This is a genomic window from Bradyrhizobium sp. McL0616 (assembly GCF_049993385.1).
Classification (GTDB): Bacteria; Pseudomonadota; Alphaproteobacteria; order Rhizobiales; family Xanthobacteraceae; genus Bradyrhizobium.
Genome location: NZ_CP188255.1, coordinates 6,524,368 through 6,543,425, shown reverse-complemented (window position 1 = coordinate 6,543,425; position 19,058 = coordinate 6,524,368). Strand labels below are relative to the sequence as shown.

General features: G+C 64.2%; 19 protein-coding genes. 11 read left to right on the top strand and 8 right to left on the bottom strand.

What is annotated here, in order from left to right; translation table 11 throughout:
* Positions 1 to 16 precede the first annotated feature (16 nt).
* Both ACPPVR_RS31545 and ACPPVR_RS31540 read left to right on the top strand, forming a co-directional pair.
* Positions 17 to 721: an SDR family oxidoreductase gene (locus tag ACPPVR_RS31545; protein WP_426610438.1), complete on the top strand. Its 705-nt coding sequence runs from the start codon at positions 17 to 19 to the stop codon at positions 719 to 721.
* Positions 722 to 744: 23 nt separating this feature from the next.
* On the top strand, positions 745 to 1,128 hold the full coding sequence (locus tag ACPPVR_RS31540; protein WP_426610437.1) for a cupin domain-containing protein: 384 nt from the start codon (positions 745 to 747) through the stop codon (positions 1,126 to 1,128).
* Between the two features lie 4 nt (positions 1,129 to 1,132).
* Here ACPPVR_RS31540 and ACPPVR_RS31535 read toward each other — a convergent pair whose 3' ends face one another.
* From ACPPVR_RS31535 to ACPPVR_RS31520, 4 genes are all read right to left on the bottom strand, one after another.
* Complete coding sequence (locus ACPPVR_RS31535; RefSeq protein ID WP_426610436.1) at positions 1,133 to 2,086, bottom strand: lytic transglycosylase domain-containing protein; 954 nt, start codon at positions 2,084 to 2,086, stop codon at positions 1,133 to 1,135.
* A 213-nt stretch (positions 2,087 to 2,299) separates the two neighbouring features.
* The gene (locus ACPPVR_RS31530) at positions 2,300 to 2,575 is read right to left on the bottom strand and encodes a hypothetical protein (protein WP_426610435.1); all 276 of its coding nucleotides are present in this window, start codon (positions 2,573 to 2,575) and stop codon (positions 2,300 to 2,302) included.
* Positions 2,576 to 2,653: 78 nt separating this feature from the next.
* Positions 2,654 to 3,511, bottom strand: a complete 858-nt coding sequence (locus ACPPVR_RS31525) for a VOC family protein (RefSeq protein WP_426610434.1) — start codon at positions 3,509 to 3,511, stop codon at positions 2,654 to 2,656.
* Positions 3,512 to 3,668: 157 nt separating this feature from the next.
* The gene (locus ACPPVR_RS31520; protein ID WP_426610433.1) at positions 3,669 to 4,862 is read right to left on the bottom strand and encodes a urate hydroxylase PuuD; all 1,194 of its coding nucleotides are present in this window, start codon (positions 4,860 to 4,862) and stop codon (positions 3,669 to 3,671) included.
* A 205-nt stretch (positions 4,863 to 5,067) separates the two neighbouring features.
* Between ACPPVR_RS31520 and ACPPVR_RS31515 the strand changes: the two genes are divergently transcribed.
* The gene (locus ACPPVR_RS31515) at positions 5,068 to 6,369 is read left to right on the top strand and encodes a PQQ-dependent sugar dehydrogenase (RefSeq protein ID WP_426616221.1); all 1,302 of its coding nucleotides are present in this window, start codon (positions 5,068 to 5,070) and stop codon (positions 6,367 to 6,369) included.
* A 176-nt stretch (positions 6,370 to 6,545) separates the two neighbouring features.
* On the opposite strand, the gene ACPPVR_RS31510 is transcribed toward ACPPVR_RS31515, so the two are convergent.
* From ACPPVR_RS31510 to ACPPVR_RS31500, 3 genes are read right to left on the bottom strand one after another with little or no spacing between them, the layout of a single operon-like run.
* The gene (locus ACPPVR_RS31510) at positions 6,546 to 7,346 is read right to left on the bottom strand and encodes an SDR family NAD(P)-dependent oxidoreductase (protein ID WP_426610432.1); all 801 of its coding nucleotides are present in this window, start codon (positions 7,344 to 7,346) and stop codon (positions 6,546 to 6,548) included.
* A 1-nt stretch (position 7,347) separates the two neighbouring features.
* The gene (locus ACPPVR_RS31505) at positions 7,348 to 7,902 is read right to left on the bottom strand and encodes a carboxymuconolactone decarboxylase family protein (RefSeq protein ID WP_426610431.1); all 555 of its coding nucleotides are present in this window, start codon (positions 7,900 to 7,902) and stop codon (positions 7,348 to 7,350) included.
* Positions 7,903 to 7,919: 17 nt separating this feature from the next.
* The gene (locus ACPPVR_RS31500) at positions 7,920 to 8,732 is read right to left on the bottom strand and encodes an SDR family NAD(P)-dependent oxidoreductase (protein ID WP_426610430.1); all 813 of its coding nucleotides are present in this window, start codon (positions 8,730 to 8,732) and stop codon (positions 7,920 to 7,922) included.
* A gap of 222 nt (positions 8,733 to 8,954) precedes the next feature.
* Between ACPPVR_RS31500 and ACPPVR_RS31495 the strand changes: the two genes are divergently transcribed.
* The 4 genes from ACPPVR_RS31495 to cyoD are packed head-to-tail and all read left to right on the top strand — an operon-like array spanning position 8,955 to position 12,805.
* A complete protein-coding gene (locus tag ACPPVR_RS31495) occupies positions 8,955 to 9,788 on the top strand; it encodes a cytochrome ubiquinol oxidase subunit II (RefSeq protein WP_426610429.1) in 834 nt (277 codons plus the stop codon).
* Positions 9,778 to 11,778: a cytochrome o ubiquinol oxidase subunit I gene (gene cyoB, locus ACPPVR_RS31490; RefSeq protein WP_426616220.1), complete on the top strand. Its 2,001-nt coding sequence runs from the start codon at positions 9,778 to 9,780 to the stop codon at positions 11,776 to 11,778. The genes ACPPVR_RS31495 and cyoB overlap by 11 nt, the downstream gene beginning before the upstream one ends.
* Complete coding sequence (locus ACPPVR_RS31485; protein ID WP_426610428.1) at positions 11,778 to 12,419, top strand: cytochrome (ubi)quinol oxidase subunit III; 642 nt, start codon at positions 11,778 to 11,780, stop codon at positions 12,417 to 12,419. Before cyoB ends, ACPPVR_RS31485 begins: the two co-directional genes overlap by 1 nt.
* On the top strand, positions 12,416 to 12,805 hold the full coding sequence (cyoD, locus tag ACPPVR_RS31480; RefSeq protein WP_426610427.1) for a cytochrome o ubiquinol oxidase subunit IV: 390 nt from the start codon (positions 12,416 to 12,418) through the stop codon (positions 12,803 to 12,805). The genes ACPPVR_RS31485 and cyoD overlap by 4 nt, the downstream gene beginning before the upstream one ends.
* Positions 12,806 to 13,066: 261 nt before the next feature.
* Here the strand turns inward: cyoD and ACPPVR_RS31475 are convergent, their stop codons facing one another.
* On the bottom strand, positions 13,067 to 13,855 hold the full coding sequence (locus ACPPVR_RS31475) for a thermonuclease family protein (protein ID WP_426610426.1): 789 nt from the start codon (positions 13,853 to 13,855) through the stop codon (positions 13,067 to 13,069).
* 203 nt (positions 13,856 to 14,058) lie between these two features.
* Between ACPPVR_RS31475 and ACPPVR_RS31470 the strand changes: the two genes are divergently transcribed.
* From ACPPVR_RS31470 to ACPPVR_RS31455, 4 genes are all read left to right on the top strand, one after another.
* On the top strand, positions 14,059 to 15,657 hold the full coding sequence (locus ACPPVR_RS31470; RefSeq protein WP_426610425.1) for a GMC family oxidoreductase: 1,599 nt from the start codon (positions 14,059 to 14,061) through the stop codon (positions 15,655 to 15,657).
* Positions 15,658 to 15,664: 7 nt separating this feature from the next.
* Positions 15,665 to 16,111, top strand: coding sequence for a hypothetical protein (locus ACPPVR_RS31465; protein ID WP_426610424.1), 447 nt, complete (start codon positions 15,665 to 15,667; stop codon positions 16,109 to 16,111).
* Positions 16,112 to 16,207: 96 nt separating this feature from the next.
* The gene (locus ACPPVR_RS31460) at positions 16,208 to 17,227 is read left to right on the top strand and encodes a S1C family serine protease (RefSeq protein ID WP_426610423.1); all 1,020 of its coding nucleotides are present in this window, start codon (positions 16,208 to 16,210) and stop codon (positions 17,225 to 17,227) included.
* A 58-nt stretch (positions 17,228 to 17,285) separates the two neighbouring features.
* A complete protein-coding gene (locus ACPPVR_RS31455; RefSeq protein WP_426610422.1) occupies positions 17,286 to 19,010 on the top strand; it encodes an FAD-dependent oxidoreductase in 1,725 nt (574 codons plus the stop codon).
* The last annotated feature ends 48 nt before the right edge of the window (positions 19,011 to 19,058 follow it).

The window sequence follows — 19,058 nt, the reverse complement described above, 5'->3', positions numbered from 1 at the left end:
ATATAGGGAGATGGGAATGACGCTCGCAGGCAAGAAGGTTGTCGTGGTCGGCGGCTCCTCAGGCATCGGCCTCGCCACGGCGGAACTGGCCAAGGCGCAGGGCGCCGAAATCATCATCGCCTCGCGCAGCGCCGCAAAACTCGATCCCGTCGCTGAGCGGCTGAAGGTGATGGCCATTCCCACCGACGTCACAAATGACCAGAGCGTCGCCGAGCTGTTCCGCCGCACCGGGCCCGTCGACCACGTCGTGCTGACGGCCGCGCAGCTTCGCACCGGTCCGTTCAAGACGGTCGCGATGGACGACGTCCGCGCCACCATGGAGGGTAAGTTCTGGGGTGCCTGGCGCGTGGCGCGCGAGGCCGAGATCAGGCCAGGCGGTTCGCTGACGCTGGTCACCGGCTTCCTCAGCGTGAGGCCGCGGCCGAATTCGGCGATCGTCAGCGCGGCCAATGGCGCGCTGGAATCGCTTGCGCGCGCGCTTGCGCTCGAGCTTGCGCCGGTACGCGTGAATGCGGTGTCGCCGGGCGTGATCGATACGCCGATCCGTGCCGCGATGCCGGAAGCGGCGCGCAAGGAGATGCTGGCGAAGACGGCGGCCGCACTTCCGGTCGGCCGCGTCGGGATGGCCGAGGACATCGCCCGGCAGATCGCGAGCTTCATGACCAACGGATTTGCCACGGGATCGATCGTTTATATCGACGGCGGCGCGCTGGTGAATTGAGCCGCACGAAAGGGAGCACGATCATGGCCGAGGAGAGCAACGGCGCCTTCATCCGCAACATCGCCGAGGTGCCCTGGCGCGAATTTCCCAACCATTTTGGTGGTGCGCTGTCGAAGCCGCTGGTGATGCCGGAGACCGCGGGCGCGCGCCACATCGACTATCGCATCTCGATGTATCAGCCGATGGCCTATGTCGCGCGGCATCATCACAAGGTGCAGGAGCAGGTCTATCACGTGCTCGAAGGCGACGGGCTGATGGAGATCGCCGGCAAGAACCATGTCGTGCGCAAGCACGACGTGATCTTCCTGCCGGCCGGCGTCGAGCACGCGATCTCGAATTCCGGCCTGACCGATCTCGTGTTCCTGGTGGTGACTTCACCAGTGACGGACGACGACAGGCCGGTCTGACCGGTCAGCGTTCGCCTGACGCGACGCGGATGATGTGAGCCTTCGCACTCTTTCCGGCCGCGCGTGCCACGATCATGCTGCGCGCCTTGCCGTGGGCCGAGGCGCTCTTCCTGAGCAAGGATGCGAACCGCTTGCGGGCGCGATTTTCCGAGAGCCGCGCCGCCAGCTGCTCAGCCTTACGAATGATGGTGGTGACCGAAGGCGTCAGGTTCGCGGGAACCCAGGCGACGTCCTTGGTCTTGGAGAGGCTGCCGATGCCTTCGCAAGGCGCTTCGCGCGGCAGGTCGATCCGGATTGCGAGCGCTTCCGAGCGCTCGATCCAGTCCTCGGCCTTGGTTCCGGTGATGATGCGGACATAGTCGCGCGTCTCGCGCGGCAGCTCGCTCTCTTTGCCGAGCCACTTCTGGATGCGACCGGGGCCTGCGTTGTAGGCGGCTGCGGCGAGGCCGAGATTGCCGAAATCGTCGCGGAGCTTGCGCAGGAATTTTGCCGATGCGGGTAGCGCCTTCATCGGATCGAAGGGATCATCGAGCCCGACCTCGGCGGCCGTGTCCGGCATGAACTGCGCGACGCCCTGTGCGCCGGCCTGGCTGACCTCGTTGAAGCGGAAGCGGCTCTCCTGCCAGAGCAGGCGGGCGAAGAACGGCACGGGAATGCCGCTCTCCTCGGCCGCTTCCCTGAGCGCGTGGCAGAATTGTTCAGTTGGTGAAGCCGGAGCCGGCGCGGCGGTTTCGATCGCGCGCTTCGTCTCGTTCGTCTCTTCGTATGACGCCCGCGCATTCGCGAGCTCAATGGCCTGCACGTTTGCGAGGAAGAGCTCGACGAGCGGGACCAGTGAAGGTGCGCGATCGGCTTTGGGCGTGGCGTTGTCGACATGTGAAGCTTGCCAGGACGGCGATGAGCCGGTGTCGCACATCAGAATCAGGAACGCAGCGCAAGCCGCGACGAGAAATCGCATCTCGGTAAAAGTCCTCGAACTGTGGGGGAACGACCGGCGCGCGCCGGCGACAAGGACTTCTTAACCGTAATTGCGGCGAAGCTGCGATTCCGCGGGGCCGCAGGTGTTAGTACGGTGTTCCCGCCGCGGAAAATACGGCGTCAGCCCCGCTGATCTACGGGAACCGCGGGGACATGCAGTGTTGCTAGCGGTGTTGCAGCAGACGGGTGACGCTTACGCCTTGGGAAAATCCTTGCGCATGGCGATCTCGGCGGCGTCGCCGGGCGACAACACGGTTTGGTCGAAAGCCTGCTGCGGTTTCGTCATAATGTCGTACAGCGAGATGCCCTTGATCGGCTTTCCGATCAGCTCGCGGACGCAGTCGGCGAGCGTGCCGTTGTAGACGAGATAGGGCGGTCCTCTGTGCTTCTGCCGCTCGCCCTTGAGCGACGGCCACTTCTTCAGCTCGGCCGGCGCGTCGTAGGCGATCGGCGATTCCTCTTTGAACATGCGCGTGGCCCCGGGCGGCTTGGATAGGCCAGAAGCCTAGAACCGCCCGGTAAACACACGTTAAAGAATTAGCTCAAATCAGCCGGCAATGAAGGCGAGCAGAGTGCCATTGGCCTTGGCCGGCGGCACGCAGATCGCAGCGCCGCTACGCACCCCCACTGAGCCCAGCGCCTTCTCGGTCGCCGCGAGATCGCCGCTGACGAGCACCAGCGCCGCGCCGCCGCGCTCGGAGAGGCCTGCGAGCGGCACACCGGGATAGCGTTGGCCGAGCCGGTCCAGCGTCAGATAGACGAAGTCGGCACGATCGCCGCCGGAGGACACGGTGATTGCGCCGTCGGCCTCCGCCTTCGTCTCGCGATCGATCAGACGTGCCAGGTGCGCCGCTTCCTCTGCCGGCTTGGGTGTTGCGATCAGCACCTGCTTGATGCGTTTGGCCGCATTGGCGTGCTTCATCAGTTCGGGAATCCACACGGTGTCGCGGGTCTTGTGCTGGCAGGCGAAGATGCGCACGCCGCCGGGCGCTTCTGCGGTCGGCCACATGAAGGTGCGGAATTTCGCCGCCGACACCGTGCCGTTCGGCAGCGTCACCGGCCGCTCGAAATCGGTCGGGCCGATCGGCTCGAACCCGCGTGCACGGATTTCCTCGGCGCCCGCGGCGGAATCGACTGCGGTGAAGGCGATGCGCTCGATACCCTCGCCGCGCTTGTCGAGGTAGGCGCGAGCCGGCGCATTGTGTTCGGTCGCAGCGATCACGCCGAGCAGCTCCATATAGTCCGGATCGAACATGATGGTGTAGTTGCCGGTGCCCATATGCGCGCTGTGGGTGCCGCGCGGCGAGAGAGTGAAGCCGAGCTGCCGGTAATTTTCGGCAGCCTTGTCGAGGTCTTTCACCATGACCACGGCGTGGTCGATACCGATGACGTTCTTGAGGGCCACTGTGATTTCCCCGCGGCAAATGCAAACTGACTTTGGACGGCGACCGGTGGCCGCCGGTCCTGTCTACGCCGGATAGGCGATCGAGTCATTTTCAAATCGGGGGGACATGCGGAATATCATTCCGCGAAACGCTTCGTCGACGCGAAGGTCGATGACGTCAGCGATCCTGCTCGCTGATATACGCGGCGAGGATGGCGCGCTCCTCGCTGGTCATTTCCGTGATGTTGCCCGGCGGCATCGCATTGGACCATGCCGCCACGCGGCCGATCAGGCGGATATTGCGATGGATATGCTCGGGCGCGTCGAGCAGGATGCCCTTCGGCGCGGTCACGATGCCCGCCCAGACCGGCTCGGCCGCATGGCACATGCTGCAACGGGACATCACGATTTCCTCGACATTGGCGACCGTTGGCTGTGCCGATAGTGCGCCCGTCTTGACCTCGCGCGGGCCGGCGGCTGAGAGGAAGAGGATCGCAATTGCGCCCACGGCGGCGACGCCCCACACCCACCACGGCGATTTGCGTCCAGCATGACCCTCGTTGAAGAAGTGGCGGATCACCGGCCCCAGCGCCAGCACGATCGCGACGATGATCCAGTTGAAACGCGTCGCGTAGAGCAGTGGATAGTGGTTGCTGATCATCAGCACGACGACGGGCAGCGTCAGATAATTGTTGTGGACCGAGCGCTCCTTGCTGGTCTTGCCGAGCTTCGGATCGGGCGCCGTCCCGGCGATCAGGGCGGCCACGATCTTCTTCTGGTTCGGGATGATCACCGCGAAGACGTTGGCCACCATGATGGTGCCGATGATGGCTCCGATCTGGTTGAAGGCGCCGCGGCCGCTCAGGACATGGGTGAAAGCGTAGGTCAGCGCGACCAGGAACAGATAGCCGCCGATGGTGAAGGGAAGCTCGCGCTGCGCGAGCCCAGTGCGGCAGGCGACCTCGTAAAGCAGCCAGGCCAGCGCGAGGCTACCGAAACTGAACAGCCCGGCCTGGGCCGGCGTCAGATCGAGGATCGATTTGTCGACCAGGAACAAATCGGCGTCGAGATAATAGACCACCACCATCAGCGCGAAGCCGGACAGCCAGGTGGTGTAGGCCTCCCATTTGAACCAGGTCAGCTCGTCCGGCATCTGGCTCGGCGCCACCAGATATTTCATAATACGGTAGAAGCCGCCGCCATGGACCTGCCAGGCCTCGCCCTGCACGCCGTCCGGCAGATCGCTCTTGGGCTTGAGGCTGAGGTCGAGGGCAATGAAATAGAAGGAGCTGCCGATCCAGGCGATCGCCGCCACCACATGCAGCCAGCGCAGCAGCAGGCTCGCCCATTCCGATAAGATCGATCCCCACATGATCACCCCATCAATCGCGACATCGATGCCGCAGCGTTGATGACCGCAACCGGCGGCCGTGCCCCTACAATGTGTCGCACCGATCCGCGCTGTTTTCCAGTACGATGGGCCCACGCTGTTGCACATCGTGCGGGCATGAGCTGACGTGGGATTTGGCAGATAAGTTCGGGAGGAAGATGACGTGAAGGTTCATGTTTCGCACATGATGGTGCCCGCATGGCTTTTGGCAGCCTGCGCCGGCGCGCAAGCCGAGCCCGTGCTGCAGGGCAAGGACGCCTATGGCAGCTGGCAGGCCGACAAGCCCGGCACCGTCAGGCTGATCCGCCCGGAGGATCTGGCCAAGCCCGGCGCTTCGCCGTCAGTCTCCAATGCCACGCGCGTGACGGCGCGCGGCAGCACTACACCGCTCGTGCCCGAGGGATTCAAGATCGAGCTTTTGACTGACGGCCTGTCCGACGCGCGCGTGCTGCGTGTCGCGCCGAATGGCGACATTTTCGTTGCGGAGACCGGACCCGGTCGCATTCGCGTGCTGCGCCTCGGAGAGGGTGCGAAGGTTGTCACGAACGAGGTCTTTGCCAGCGGGCTCAGCCGTCCCTTCGGCGTCGCCTTCTTTCCGAACGGCGACAATCCGCAATGGGTCTACGTGGCCAATATGAGCAATGTCGTTCGCTTTCCCTATCGCGCAGGCGACCTGAAGGCGTCGGCAAAGATGGAGACGGTGGTTACGAGCCTGCCGGCAGGATCGGCCCACACCACCCGCGACATCGTGTTCACGCCAGACAACAAGCGCATGCTGGTGTCGGTGGGCTCGGCTAGCAATGTCGCCGAAGGCATGGGAAGCCCGCCCGGCGGGCTCGAGGCCTGGTCAAAGGCGCAGGCTGTGGGAGCGTCCTGGGGTTACGAAGCCGAACGCGCCGCGGTGCTCACCTTCGACCCCGAAGGCAAGGATCGAAAACTCTATGCCACCGGCATCCGCAACTGTGTCGGTCTTGCGATCCAGCCGCAGACCGGCCTGCCCTGGTGCTCGACCAACGAGCGCGACGGCCTCGGCGACGATCTCGTGCCGGACTATGTGACGAGCGTGAAGGAGGGCGCGTTCTACGGCTGGCCGTGGTTCTATGTCGGCAACAATGAAGACCCCCGCCATGCCGGCGCACGGCCGGACCTCAAGAACAAGGTGACGGTGCCCGACGTGCTGGTGCAGCCGCACTCGGCCTCGCTCGGCATGACTTTCTACCAGGGCACACTGTTTCCATCCGAGTACCGGGGCGATGCCTTCGCCGCCGAGCACGGCTCCTGGAACCGGTCGAAGCGCACCGGCTACAAGGTGATCCGCATCAAGATGAAGGACGGTAAGCCGACCGGGGAGTACGAGGACTTTGTCACAGGCTTCGTCGTCAATGATACCCAGGTGTGGGGAAGGCCGGTCGGGATTGCGGTGGCCAAGGATGGATCGCTGCTGATCTCGGAGGATACCGGCGGCACGATCTGGCGGGTGACGCATTAGCAATCGCGCGGCGGTGAAGGTGCACCCTCGCCCCTTGTGGGAGAGGGTGGCTTCGCGACAGCGAAGACGGGTTCTATCCGCGAGTCCTTTGCCAGTTGAGTTTGCGGATGCAACCCCTCATCCGGCGCTTCGCGCCACCTTCTCCCACAACAAGGGGAGAGGGGAAGAGCATCAATCTACCCTCGCCTCACACTCGCCCCGCCATCCACCGGCAGCGTCACGCCGGTGATGAAGTTCGCCTCATCCGACGCCAGGAACAGCGCGGCATTCGCGACGTCCCAGCCCGTGCCCATCTTCTTGCGCAGCGGCACCTTGCTGTCGCGCTCGGCTTCGACTTCGGCGCGGGCCTTGTGCCATTCGCGGGCGCGGGTGTCGACCGCCATCGGCGTGTTCATCAGGCCGGGCAGGATGACATTGGCGCGGATGCCATATTCGGCGTTCTGATAGGCGAGCTGTTCGGTGAAGGCGATCATCGCCGACTTCGTCGCCTTGTAGGCGACGTAAGGGTAGGTGGTGATTGCCGCCATCGAGGAGATGTTGATGATCGCGCCGCTGTTCTGCGCACGCATGATCGGGATCACCTCTTTTGCCGCCAGAATGCAGCTCTTCAGATTGATCGCGACGACGCGGTCGAAGGCTTCTTCGGTCAGCTGAAGCAGCTCGGCGTCGCCGCCCGAGAGACTGACGCCGACATTGTTGTGCAGCACGTCGATCCGGCCCCAGCGCGATTGCGCGTCTGCCACCATCGCCTTGATGTCGGCCGATTTTGTCACGTCGGCTTTGAACGCTGCGGCGGTGCCTTGCTTTGCCGCGATCATGGCGACGGTTTCCTGCGCCGACTCCAGATGATGATCGACGCACAGCACCTTCGCACCCTCGCGCGCGAAGGTGATCGCGGTGGCGCGGCCATTGCCCATGCCTTCGCCCGGGCTCTGGCCGGCGCCGACGACGATTGCAACCTTGTCCTTCAAGCGCATGTCAGTTCACTCCGGGGATCGGGTACTGCTGCAGTACCTCTTTGTAATATGGCTCATTGTCGATCTTCATGGTGGCGAGCACGCGCACCACACCGCAATAGAAGGCGATGGTCAGGACTAGGTCGACCATGTGCTCGTCGGAGAGATGTGTCTTGATCTCGGCAAAGGTCGCGTCAGACATCGCAAGCTGGCGAACCATCTCGCGGGCCCCCTTCAGGATCGCCTTCGCCAGCGGCTCGAGCTTCGACGGCTTGCCCTCGGTCTCCGCCATCAGGCCGGCGATATCCTCATCGGTGACGCCGAACTCCTTGCCGATCTTCACGTGGTGGGTGAACTCGTATTCCGACTTCTCCATCCAGCCGACCTGGAGGATGGCAAGCTCGCGCAGGCGCGGGTCGAGCTTGCTCTTGAAGCGGATATAGCCGCCGATGCCGTTGAAGGCGCGTGCCATCTCCGGGGAGTTGACCAAAAGCTTGTGCAGATTGGTGTTGCGCTTGAGCATGTCGCGGTATTCTGGCGCGACCTGGTCGGCCTCGAGATAGGGCAGGCGGGCCATCCTTGTATTTCCTTCTGTTAGTGTTCTTGTGATTCACGTTCGGGAGCTTGCAGCGTCACGCCGCCATCGACCACCACCACCTGGCCAGTGATGTAACGCGAAAAATTGCTGAGCAGGAATTTGACGGCGTGGCCGACGTCCCAGCCGGTGCCTTCAGTTTTCAGCACGGAGGCCTTGGCGCGCTGGGCGCGCGCCTGCTCGCTCATGCCGCGGGCATAGACCATCGGCGTGTACATCGGCCCGGGACAGATGCAGTTGACGCGGATGTTGTCGCGGCCGTGGTCGACCGCCATCGCTCGCGTGAGGCCGATGATGGCGGCCTTCGACGTCGTGTAGCTCGTCAGCCCGCGTGGCCGCAGCGCCGAGATCGAGGAGATGTTGACGATCGCGCCGCTCTTCGCGGTCTTGATCATGGCGGGGATCGCGTGCTTCGAGAGCAGGAACATGGTCTCGACATTGACCTGCATGACGCGGCGAAATTGCTCGGGCGCCTCGTCGACCACGCTGCCGCGGCTGCCGATGCCGACATTGTTGTCGAGGAAATCGAGCCGGCCCCAGTGATCGAGCGCGGCCTCGACCAGTTTCTTGCAATCGCCCTCGCTGGTGACGTCACCGCCATGCGCCGCGGCGGTGCCGCCTTCGCCTGCGATCATCTCGACCGTGCGTTCGGCGAGCTTGAGGTCGCGATCAGCCACCAGCACTTTTGCGCCGGCGCGGGCAAGAAGGATTGCTGCAGCGCGGCCGTTGCCGATTCCATCGCCCGCGGCGCCGCCACCGCTGATCAACGCCACCTTGCCGGCGAGGCCGGCATCGTCCTCAGGGCCCTGCATGTTGTTTCATCCCGATATTTTCGTGCAAGTTAGCAATGGAGTGCAGAGGTGAGAAGGCCGGTCGCCCCGCGCAGATGTCATTGACATCGCACGGAATTGCATGCCGCGGCACGGCACGGCGAGCGCGAATGTCGAGGAACCGTCTTCGCACAACTGTGTTTGTTGCCGGGGGTTTTTCGCGTTACGCTCCCCCTCGGGGTTTTCCTCGCCAGTGGCTTGCCGATGAATCTGCTCGATCCACAAGGGCCGGTGGCTGTCGCCAACAGCACCATCCTGGTCGATTCCGTCTTCATCATGCTCGTGATCGTGGTGCCAACCATCATCGCGATCCTGGCGTTTGCGTTCTGGTTTCGCGCCTCCAATCCGAAGGCGCAGTTTCAGCCTGACTTCGTCTATTCCGGCCGCGTCGAGATGGTGGTGTGGGCGATCCCGGCGCTCACTGTCATTCTGCTCGGCGGCGTCGCCTGGATCGGTTCGCATAAGCTTGATCCCGCAGCACCGGTTCCGGGCACCGGTAGCCCACTTCGCATCCAGGCTGTCTCGCTCGACTGGAAATGGCTCTTCATCTATCCGGACCAGCGCATCGCCACCGTCAACACGCTGACCGTGCCGGCAGGTGCCGAGCTGAATTTCCAGCTGACGTCGTCGAGCGTGATGAACGTGTTCTTCATCCCGCAGCTCGGCAGCATGATCTACACCATGAACGGGATGGTGACGCGGCTGAACCTGCGCGCCGACAACGAGGGCGAGCTTCGGGGCCTGTCAGCGCATTTCTCAGGCGACGGTTTTCCTGACATGATGTTCGATGTCAACGTGGTTTCGCCGCTCGCCTTTCCGGGCTGGGTGGCGACGACCGCGAAGTCCGGTGCCGTGCTGAACGAGGAGAGCTACAAGAAGTTGATGCAGCAGGGTATCGAGCGCGGCAGGCCGACCTACCGCCTGGACGATCCCCGCTTGTTCGACCTGATCGCGACCCAGCACATTCCGCCAGGGCCCGGACCGGAGCTGATCTCCGATGCCGGCCGCCCGCACAGTGGAGGCCATGATGCTCGGTAAGCTCGATTGGTCGGCGATCCCGTTCGGCCAGCCGATTCCGCTGATCGCAGGTTCCGTGGTGCTGGTGGCGATTCTGGCGGTGCTGATCTGGGTCGTCGTGAAGGGGCATCTGCCCTATCTCTGGGACGAGTGGATCACCAGCGTCGACCACAAGCGCATCGGCGTGATGTACATCCTGCTTGCCTCGGTGATGCTGCTGCGCGGCGGCAGCGACGCCATCATGATGCGGATCCAGCAGGCGGTCGCCTACCAGTCGCAGGGCTATCTGCCGCCAGAGCATTACAACCAGATTTTTTCGGCGCACGGCACCATCATGATCTTCTTCGTGGCGATGCCGTTCGTGATCGGGTTGATGAACCTGATCGTGCCGTTACAGTTAGGCGTACGCGACGTCGCCTTCCCGACGCTCAACTCGGTCGGGTTCTGGCTCACCGCGACCGGCGCGCTGCTGGTCAATCTCTCGCTCGTGGTCGGCGAATTCGCGCGGACCGGCTGGCTCGCTTTTCCGCCGCTGTCGGAACTTTCCTATTCGCCGGGCGTCGGCGTTGACTACTACGCGTGGTCGCTCCAGATCTCCGGCGTCGGCACGCTGGTGGCCGGCATCAACCTCGTCACCACCGTGCTGAAGCTACGCACCAAGGGCATGAACTACCTGCGCATGCCGATGTTCTGCTGGACCACGCTGGCCTCCAACCTCCTGATCGTCGCGGCGTTCCCGATCCTTACCGCCACGCTGGCGATGCTGCTGCTCGACCGTTACCTCGGCTTCCACTTCTTCACCAACGAGGCCGGCGGCAACGTCATGATGTTCATGAACCTGATCTGGGCCTGGGGCCATCCGGAGGTCTACATCCTCGTGCTGCCGGCCTTCGGCATCTTCTCCGAGGTGGTCTCGACCTTCTCCGGAAAAGCGCTGTTCGGCTACCGCTCGATGGTGCTCGCCACCATGGCGATCTGCGTGATCTCCTTCATGGTCTGGCTGCACCATTTCTTCACGATGGGCGCGGGCCCCGACGTCAACGCCATCTTCGGCATCGCCAGCATGATCATCGCGGTGCCGACGGGGGTCAAGATCTACAACTGGCTGTTCACGATGTATGGCGGCCGCATCCGCTTCGCGACGCCGATGCTGTGGGCGGTCGGCTTCATGGTCACCTTCATCATCGGCGGACTGACCGGTGTGCTGGTCGCGGTGCCGCCGGCCGATTTCCTGCTCCACAACAGCATGTTCCTGGTGGCGCATTTCCACAACGTCATCATCGGCGGCGTGCTGTTCGGCGCCTTTGCCGGCTTCGAATACTGGTTTCCAAAGGCGTTCGGCTTCCGCCTCGACGAGCGCTGGGGCAAGCTCGGATTCTGGTTCACCTTTCTCGGCTTCTACATCACCTTCGTTCCACTCTATGTCGCCGGCATGCTCGGCATGACTCGGCGCCTGCAGCACTATGATGTCGCGGAATGGCGGCCCTGGATGATCGTGGCGGCGATCGGCATGGCCGTGCTGTCGATCGGCGTGATCTGCCAGATCATGCAGCTCGTGGTCAGCATCCGCAATCGCGAGGCCTTGCGCGACCGCACCGGCGATCCCTGGGACGGCCGCTCCCTGGAATGGGCGACCTCGTCGCCGCCGCCGGTGTTCAATTTCGCCTTCCATCCGGACGTGCGTGGCGAGGATGCCTATTGGGACATGAAGGTCGCCGCCCAGCAGCAATCGCTCGACCATACCGCGCCCGAATACCACGACATCGAGATGCCCAGGAACTCGCCGACCGGCTTCACCTGCGCGTTCTTTGCCACCATCATGGGCTTTGCCCTGATCTGGCACATCTGGTGGATGGTGATTCTGGGCGGCATCGGCGCGTTCGCGACCTTCGTCGTTTTCGCCTGGCGCGACCATGACGAATACGTCATTCCGGCGGACGAAGTCGAGCGCATCGACCGCATCAATCTGGAGGAACGGCGCAGCCTCGTCAGCATGGCGGGGACGATCTGATGTCGATGACCGCAACCGTCGGCCGCGCACATGCCGATCCCCATCACATCGGGCTCGTCGTCGAGCATCCCGGACCGGCATCGAAGCGCATCGTGACCGCCTACGGCTTCTGGGTCTTCCTGCTCTCCGACATCGTGATGTTCTCCTGCTTCTTCGCGGCCTATGCGGTGCTGGTCGGCCAGACTGCCGATGGCCCGAAAGGCTCGGAGATCTTCGACCACCGGAACGTCGCGATCGAGACCGTCTGCCTGCTGCTATCGAGCTTCACCTGCGGCATGGCCAGCATTGCGGCCGACGTCCGCAACCGCCTCTGGTTCTACCTCGGCATGGCCGTGACCTGCGTGCTCGGGATTATCTTCCTCATCATCGAGTTCCGCGAATTCGCCGATCTCGTCTCGCGCGGTTATGGTCCATCGCGCAGCGCGTTTCTGAGCTCGTTCTTCTCGCTGGTCGGCTGCCACGGCCTGCACGTCTCGGCCGGTGTGCTCTGGCTTCTCACCATGATGGCCCAGGTCTTCGCCAAGGGCTTTCGCGCCGACGTCCTGCGCCGGATGATGTGCTTTGCGCTGTTCTGGCACGCGCTCGACATCATCTGGGTCGGCGTCTTCTCCGTCGTCTATCTGCTTGGGAGTGCCGTATGAGCGATCAAGCGCACATTCCGGTCGAACGCGATCTCGCACCGGGCGAGGAGGAGCAACACGGTGTCGGTGCCCGGATCGTCGGCTACGTCGTCGGTCTGGTCCTGGCGCTGCTGCTCACGGCGACCTCGTTCTTCATCGCCGGCACCGACCTGGTCTGGCAGCCGTCGATCCCGGTCGCGCTGATTGTGCTGGCGATTGCGCAGATGGGCGTGCATCTCGTGTTCTTCCTGCACATCACCACGGGGCCTGACAACACCAACAACGTGCTGGCGCTGGCGTTCGGGCTGATGGTCGTCTTCCTGGTGGTCGGTGGTACGGTCTGGATCATGGGGCATCTCAATCAGAACATGCCGTCTATGGACCAGATCATGCTGATGCGCCGCTGACGCGGGCAAGAGTGCATCGCTAGCGCAAGCATGAAAGCGCGGGTAGAGTCCGCACAAAAAAGAAGAGCCGCTTGTTGTGACAAGCGGCCCAAGTCTAGGGAGGAAACGCCCGAGCAAAGACAATCCGATGAGGATCGTCTGCCAAGGAAGCGCTCGCGCAAAGCGCGTGCGCATGTTTATAAGTGCAGCAACTCGCGCTGGCGTTCAATTCCGGATCAATACTGTCTCCGGCTACCACTCACGGCTGCGTGAACCAATTGGTCACTTTGGCCGGCGGCAATTATAGGCCTTGCGGAAGCCCGAGGCCTGCGCGTCGTCCTCCGAACAGAACCAGCGGTCCGGCTTCGTGGTCGCGGCATAGCTCGGGCAGCCCCGCAAATGGTAGATGCCGATATTGCCGGTGACGCGTGCGCGCACCGCGAGCTTGCCCTTGATGCCACAGCTCGGCGGCATCGTCAGGTCATCCGGAAACAGCACCGAGCGAATCTCCTTGTCGCGGTCAGAGCGGCAGGCTGCGCCCAGAAGCGCGCCGTCTCTCTTGCCGGTGCGGAACTCTTGCGGTGCAACAAAGCAGCCCTTCCAGATGCCGGCAGAAGCCGTTTTGGCGTCGGACGCCGCCGGCTTGACGTTCGCCTTGATCGGCTCGCGCGCGATCGCAAAGCCGAGCTTGACCAGTTGCTCGTTGAGCGAAACCTTGTCGCCCTCGGCCGTGCAGATCGCGCGGTGGCGTTTGCCGAAGTTCTTTTCCGGACCGACATCGTCGCAGCGCACGGAGCGTTTGCCGATCAGCTTGGCCAATTGGTCGCGGGCCTCGATACCGCAAGTCCAGGGATCGGCGTGGTCGTCGATGCAGACCTGGTCCAGCTCCGGCGCATCGACGCCGTCGAGCCGGTAGGTGACGTCGCCAAGCTGGATGGAATTGGCGTCCCGGACGGTCGCAGCCGCTGTCAGCGCCGAGGCCGGTCCGGAAGAGGTCCAAAATCCTGTCAGAGCGAGAAACAGAACGAGCGCGAAGGCGCGGACGCGGGCAAAGGAATTTTGGAAGGACATGCGGTCTCGCTAGGAATTGCTCTTTCCCCTCGTTCCTAGCATCCGGATGTGGCAACACCAATGGTCTGCGCCCTGCGAAGTGCGACATTCCGGCCCCGCGGCTTTACTCAGCCGCCGCTCTGATCCTATCGTTTGCGCAAGCCTTGCGAGCCGTGATGGCCGAATCGCCCGGGAAGCGGCGAAGGCGGGAGGACAATGTTGCGATGAAAGACCCCGTGGACGTCCTGATCATCGGCGCCGGCGCTTCGGGCGCCGCGGTGGCGTGGTCGCTGGCCGAGACCAAGATGCACATCCTCTGCCTTGAGCAGGGCGGCTGGATGAACCCGGCGGAATATCCCAGCACGGGCCGGGACTGGGAAGCCAAATTCTACGGCGAGTGGTCGTCGAGCCCGAATATCCGCGGCCGGCCCGAAGACTATCCGATCAATGACGACAATTCGCCCATCAAGGTCGTGAACTATAATGCGGTCGGCGGCTCGACGGTGATGTACACCGCACACTGGCCGCGGCTGCACCCCTCCGATTTCAAGGTGAAGACGCTCGACGGCGTCGCCGATGACTGGCCGATCGATTACGACGCGCTGACGCCGTTCTTCGAAGAGAACGACCGCATCATGGGCACCTCCGGCCTGTCGGGCGATCCGCTCTCGCCGCTGACACATCCACCGATGCCGCAGCAGCCGATGGGATTGTCCGGCGCCATCATCGGCAACGCCATGAACAAGCTCGGCTGGCACTGGTGGCCGTCGGACACGACGGTCGCGACGACAGACTATGAGGGCCGCGCACGCTGCATCAATCTCGGCCATTGCACGCCGGCTTGCGCGCAAGGCGCAAAATCCTCGACCGACATCACCTACTGGCCGCAGGCGGTCCGCGCCGGCGTCGAGCTGCGCACCCATTGTCGGGTGCGCGAGATCACGACCGACGAGAACGGCATGGCCTCGGGCGTGGTCTATTACGACAAGGACGGTGTCGAGCAATTCCAGCCTGCGCATGTCGTCATCATCGCCTGCAACGGCGTCGGCACGCCGCGGCTGCTGCTGAACTCCGCGTCTGGGCGCTTCCCGAACGGCCTTGCCAATTCGTCCGGGCTCGTCGGCAAGAATTTGATGTTCCATCCCTATGCGCAGATCTACGGCTATGTGAAGGAGCCGACCGACAGCAACCGGGCGCCGCCGACCTGCCTGTGGAGCAAGGAGTGGTATGACACCGATCTGTCGCGCGGCTTCGTGCGCGGCTACGGCGTCCAGTTCGTGCGTGGGGCCGGGCCGGTGTTCGAAGCGGTCGTCAGCGAGCAGAAGGGCATTCTGCCGTGGGGGGCCGATCATCACCGCGTGTTCCGCAAGCTCAACGGCCACCGGCTCGGATTCTCCGCGATCTGCGAGGACCTGCCGGAGGAGCACAATCGCGTCACGCTCGATCCTATCCTGAAGGACGGCCACGGCATTCCCGCGCCCAAGATCAACTACACGATCTCAGAGAACAGCCGGAAGATGATGGAGCATGCGCTCGCCCGCGGCCGCGAGATTCTCGAGACGGCGGGCGCGACCGACATCTGTGTCAATTCGCCGATCCCGTGGGGCGGGTGGCATCTGCTCGGCACCGCGCGGATGGGTACGGACCCTGAGCGCTCCGTCGTCAATGAGTGGGGCCGTTCGCACGACGTGAAAAACCTCTTCATCGTCGACGGCAGCATCTTCGTCACCTCGGGCGGCGTGAACCCGACGTCCACCATCCAGGCCCTCGCGCTCTACATCGCCGACCAGATGAAGCAGCGTCTCGCCAATTTGTTCGATTGAGGCCGTCATGTCCGCAGATCAACTCACGCGCGCCCAACGCGATGACCTCCGCAGCATCGCCGCGATGATCGTTCCCGCCAGCGACGCGTACAAGGTGCCCGGCGCTGATGACCCCGTCATCCAGGCCGATATGCTCGCGACGCTCGGCCGTGACACGACGCTGGTGCGTCAAGCGCTGGATCACCTGGCCCGGCTCGCCGGCGTGCCGTTCGCCAAGCTCGATGCCGCCAGGCGCGAGGCGGTGGCGCTGGAGTTTCGCAGCTCCGGCGGTGCAGCGGCCGCAACGCTCGTCCGCGTCGTGCTGCAATGCTACTATCGCGACGACCGCGTGCTGCGCTCGCTCGGGCTGGAGCTCCGCGCGCCGTTCCCCAAGGGCTACGTGCTCCCGGACGGCGACTGGTCGCTGCTCGATCCCGTCAAGGCAAGAGGTGGCACACTGCGGGAGGCGCCCTAGCAGTCAATCGCTGGCAGCCCAGCCTTGCACCCCAGGCGGGTCCCTTGCGCGAGAGGGAACAGGCCACCATCTGTGTGAGCCTCAAGGACTCTTGCCATGCTGGATTTTACCTCAGAGATCGCCGATGACGGATCGTCATCGCGAACGGCGGCGGCTGCCCCAGACAACGACCGGGCCCTGCTGGATGCTTATTCCAATGCCGTGATCGACGTGACCGACCGTGTCGGCCCTGCTGTCGTGCGCGTCGAGACAGGGCCGAAGGTGCCGAACGGCCGCGAGCGCGGCGGGCTCGGCTCGGGCATTGTGATCTCGCCGGACGGCCTCGTTCTCACCAACAGCCACGTGGTCGGCGCCTCCAAGGAGATCCGGCTGCGCGACGTCGAGGGCAACGTCGGTGACGCCCGGGTGCTGGGCGTCGACCCCGACACGGATCTGGCGCTGCTCCGCGCCAACGGCGTCCGCGACTTGCCCTATGCCGCGCTCGGAAACTCCAAAACCTTGCGCCGCGGCCAGCTTGTGATCGCGATCGGCAATCCGCTCGGCTTCGAATCGACCGTCACCGCCGGTGTGGTCTCGGCGCTCGGCCGGTCGATCCGCTCGGTCAGCGGCCGCACCATCGAGGACGTGATCCAGACCGATGCCGCGCTCAACCCCGGCAATTCCGGCGGGCCGCTGGTGTCGTCGAATGCCGAGGTGATCGGTATCAACACCGCGATCATCAGCGGCGCGCAAGGCATCTGCTTTGCGGTCGCCAGCAACACCGCGCAATTCGTGCTGTCGGAGATCATTCGTCACGGCTATGTCCGCCGCGCCTATATCGGCGTGGCCGGGCAGACCGCGCCGGTTCCGCGGCGGCACGCGGTGCTGGCCGGTGTCGAGAACAAGATGGGCGCGTTGCTCGCCCAGATCGAGCCGGACGGCCCGGCGGCCAAGGCGGGCCTGTTGTCCGGCGACGTCGTGATCAAGTTGGACGGCGTCGAGATCAACGGTGTCGACGATCTGATCCGCGTGCTCGACCGTGACCGGATCGGCCGCCGGCTCGCCATGGACGTGCTGCGGCTTGGACGGCTGCGGGCGATCGATATCGATCCGGTCGAGCGCAAGCCGTCGCGCTAGCTGCAAGCCCTCGGGCGAGGTATGACGGTGTCATGCCTCGATCCCGGACCCTTGCCGCATGATGCCGGCGCATGAGACCTACGACGTCATCGTCATCGGCGCAGGCGCCGGTGGCATGGCGGCGGCCGCCGTCGCCGCCGCTGAAGGCTTGCGCGTGCTCGTGATCGAGAAGACCGCTTTCGTGGGTGGTACCACGGCATGGTCTGGCGGCATGGTCTGGATTCCCGCCAACGCCAAGATGAAAGAAGCGGGGCTCTCGGACAGCATCACCGATGCGGTCCAGTACCTGTCGAGCACTGTGCCCGAACCCGCCAACGCCGGCCTGCGCGCCGCCTTCCTCGCGCGCGGACCCGAAGCAGTCGCTTATCTCGAATCCAACACCGAGGTGCGCCTCCAGCCGGTGAAAGCCTACCCGGACTATTATCCGGAGCGCCTGGGCGCGACGCCGGGCGGGCGAGTGCTCGAGCCGGTCGCGTTCGATGGCTCGCGGCTGGGCAAGAGCTTTGCGCGATTGCGGCCGCCGCTGCCGGAGTTCACGCTGTTTGGCGGGATGATGGTCAATCGGCTCGACATCCCGCATCTGCGGCAAGTTGGAAGATCGCTGCACTCGACCTTGCGCGCGGCGCGGCTCGTTTCCGAATACGCGTTGCAGCGGCTGCGCAGCCCACGCGGCACGACGCTGCATCTCGGCAATGCGCTTGCCGCACGGCTGTATGCATCGCTCCTGGCGCGGCAGGTCGAGATCCTCTTCAGCGCCGATGTCGAGGATCTGTCGATGCAAGGCGATCGCGTCAGCGGCGTGGTGATCCGCCACGGCTCCCGCGATCGTTCGATCTCCGCGCGCCGCGGCGTGGTGCTGGCGACCGGCGGCTTCTCGCACGATGCCGCTTTGCGCAAACGTTTTTTCCCGGCAGCTGCCGGTTTTGTCTCCGCGACAAACCCGCCAGGTACAGGCGACGGGATTCGCTTCGCGACGGCAACTGGCGCCGCGCTTAACACTGATGCGACGAGCCCGGCCTATTGGGTGCCGGCCTCGCTGTTCCGGCGCGCCGACGGCAGCCGCGGTGTCTTCCCGCATACGGTCACTGACCGCGCCAAGCCCGGTGTGATCACCGTGAATGCGGCCGGACGTCGCTTCGTCAATGAGGCGTTGTCCTACCACGAATTCGTCCTCGCTATGCTGCGCGACGGCAATGGCGTGCCCGATCATCCCTTCTACCTGATTTGCGATCGGCAATTCCTGTGGAGCTACGGCCTCGGCCGCATCAAGCCGTTCACGCGCAACCTTCGGCACTATGTTGCGAGCAGTGAGTTGATTGAGAGTGCGGATATCGAGCAACTCGCGGCGAAGATCGGCATCAAGCCGCCCGCGCTCGCTGCGACGGTCGCGAATTACAACGCCGATGCGAAAGAGGGCCGCGACCCCGAATTCGGCCGCGGCAGCACCATCTATCAGCGCCACCTCGGCGATATCAGCCACAAGCCCAACCCCTGCGTCGCGCCGATCCTGCGAGCGCCATTTTTCGCGATGCGCATCTATCCGGCCGATCTCGGCACGGCGATTGGCATGAAGGTCGACGCCCAGGCGCGCGTGCTGCGCGAGGACGCCACGCCGATCGCAGGCCTTTATGCTTGCGGCAACGACATGGGTTCGATCATGAACGGCAACTATCCGGGGCCGGGCATCACGCTCGGGCCGGCGCTGACGTTCGGGTACATCGCGGGGCGGCATCTGGCGGAGGGGGCCGCGACAGTGTCGAGTGCGGCGAAGGCGTCTGTCTAATTGCTGTCTCCGCTGTATCCATAATCTCCGTCATTGCGAGCGCAGCGA

Excerpts from the sequence above, each read along its gene's own strand:
- ACPPVR_RS31520 (WP_426610433.1), bottom strand. The coding sequence starts at position 4,862 with ATGTGGGGATCGATCTTATCGGAATGGGCGAGCCTGCTGCTGCGCTGG.
- ACPPVR_RS31475 (WP_426610426.1), bottom strand. The coding sequence starts at position 13,855 with ATGTCCTTCCAAAATTCCTTTGCCCGCGTCCGCGCCTTCGCGCTCGTT.
- ACPPVR_RS31510 (WP_426610432.1), bottom strand. The coding sequence starts at position 7,346 with ATGCGCTTGAAGGACAAGGTTGCAATCGTCGTCGGCGCCGGCCAGAGC.
- ACPPVR_RS31500 (WP_426610430.1), bottom strand. The coding sequence starts at position 8,732 with ATGCAGGGCCCTGAGGACGATGCCGGCCTCGCCGGCAAGGTGGCGTTG.
- ACPPVR_RS31465 (WP_426610424.1), top strand. The coding sequence starts at position 15,665 with ATGTCCGCAGATCAACTCACGCGCGCCCAACGCGATGACCTCCGCAGC.
- ACPPVR_RS31545 (WP_426610438.1), top strand. The coding sequence starts at position 17 with ATGACGCTCGCAGGCAAGAAGGTTGTCGTGGTCGGCGGCTCCTCAGGC.
- ACPPVR_RS31505 (WP_426610431.1), bottom strand. The coding sequence starts at position 7,902 with ATGGCCCGCCTGCCCTATCTCGAGGCCGACCAGGTCGCGCCAGAATAC.
- ACPPVR_RS31470 (WP_426610425.1), top strand. The coding sequence starts at position 14,059 with ATGAAAGACCCCGTGGACGTCCTGATCATCGGCGCCGGCGCTTCGGGC.
- ACPPVR_RS31455 (WP_426610422.1), top strand. The coding sequence starts at position 17,286 with ATGATGCCGGCGCATGAGACCTACGACGTCATCGTCATCGGCGCAGGC.
- ACPPVR_RS31485 (WP_426610428.1), top strand. The coding sequence starts at position 11,778 with ATGTCGATGACCGCAACCGTCGGCCGCGCACATGCCGATCCCCATCAC.
- ACPPVR_RS31535 (WP_426610436.1), bottom strand. The coding sequence starts at position 2,086 with ATGCGATTTCTCGTCGCGGCTTGCGCTGCGTTCCTGATTCTGATGTGC.
- cyoD (WP_426610427.1), top strand. The coding sequence starts at position 12,416 with ATGAGCGATCAAGCGCACATTCCGGTCGAACGCGATCTCGCACCGGGC.
- cyoB (WP_426616220.1), top strand. The coding sequence starts at position 9,778 with ATGCTCGGTAAGCTCGATTGGTCGGCGATCCCGTTCGGCCAGCCGATT.
- ACPPVR_RS31460 (WP_426610423.1), top strand. The coding sequence starts at position 16,208 with ATGCTGGATTTTACCTCAGAGATCGCCGATGACGGATCGTCATCGCGA.
- ACPPVR_RS31540 (WP_426610437.1), top strand. The coding sequence starts at position 745 with ATGGCCGAGGAGAGCAACGGCGCCTTCATCCGCAACATCGCCGAGGTG.
- ACPPVR_RS31495 (WP_426610429.1), top strand. The coding sequence starts at position 8,955 with ATGAATCTGCTCGATCCACAAGGGCCGGTGGCTGTCGCCAACAGCACC.
- ACPPVR_RS31515 (WP_426616221.1), top strand. The coding sequence starts at position 5,068 with ATGGTGCCCGCATGGCTTTTGGCAGCCTGCGCCGGCGCGCAAGCCGAG.
- ACPPVR_RS31530 (WP_426610435.1), bottom strand. The coding sequence starts at position 2,575 with ATGTTCAAAGAGGAATCGCCGATCGCCTACGACGCGCCGGCCGAGCTG.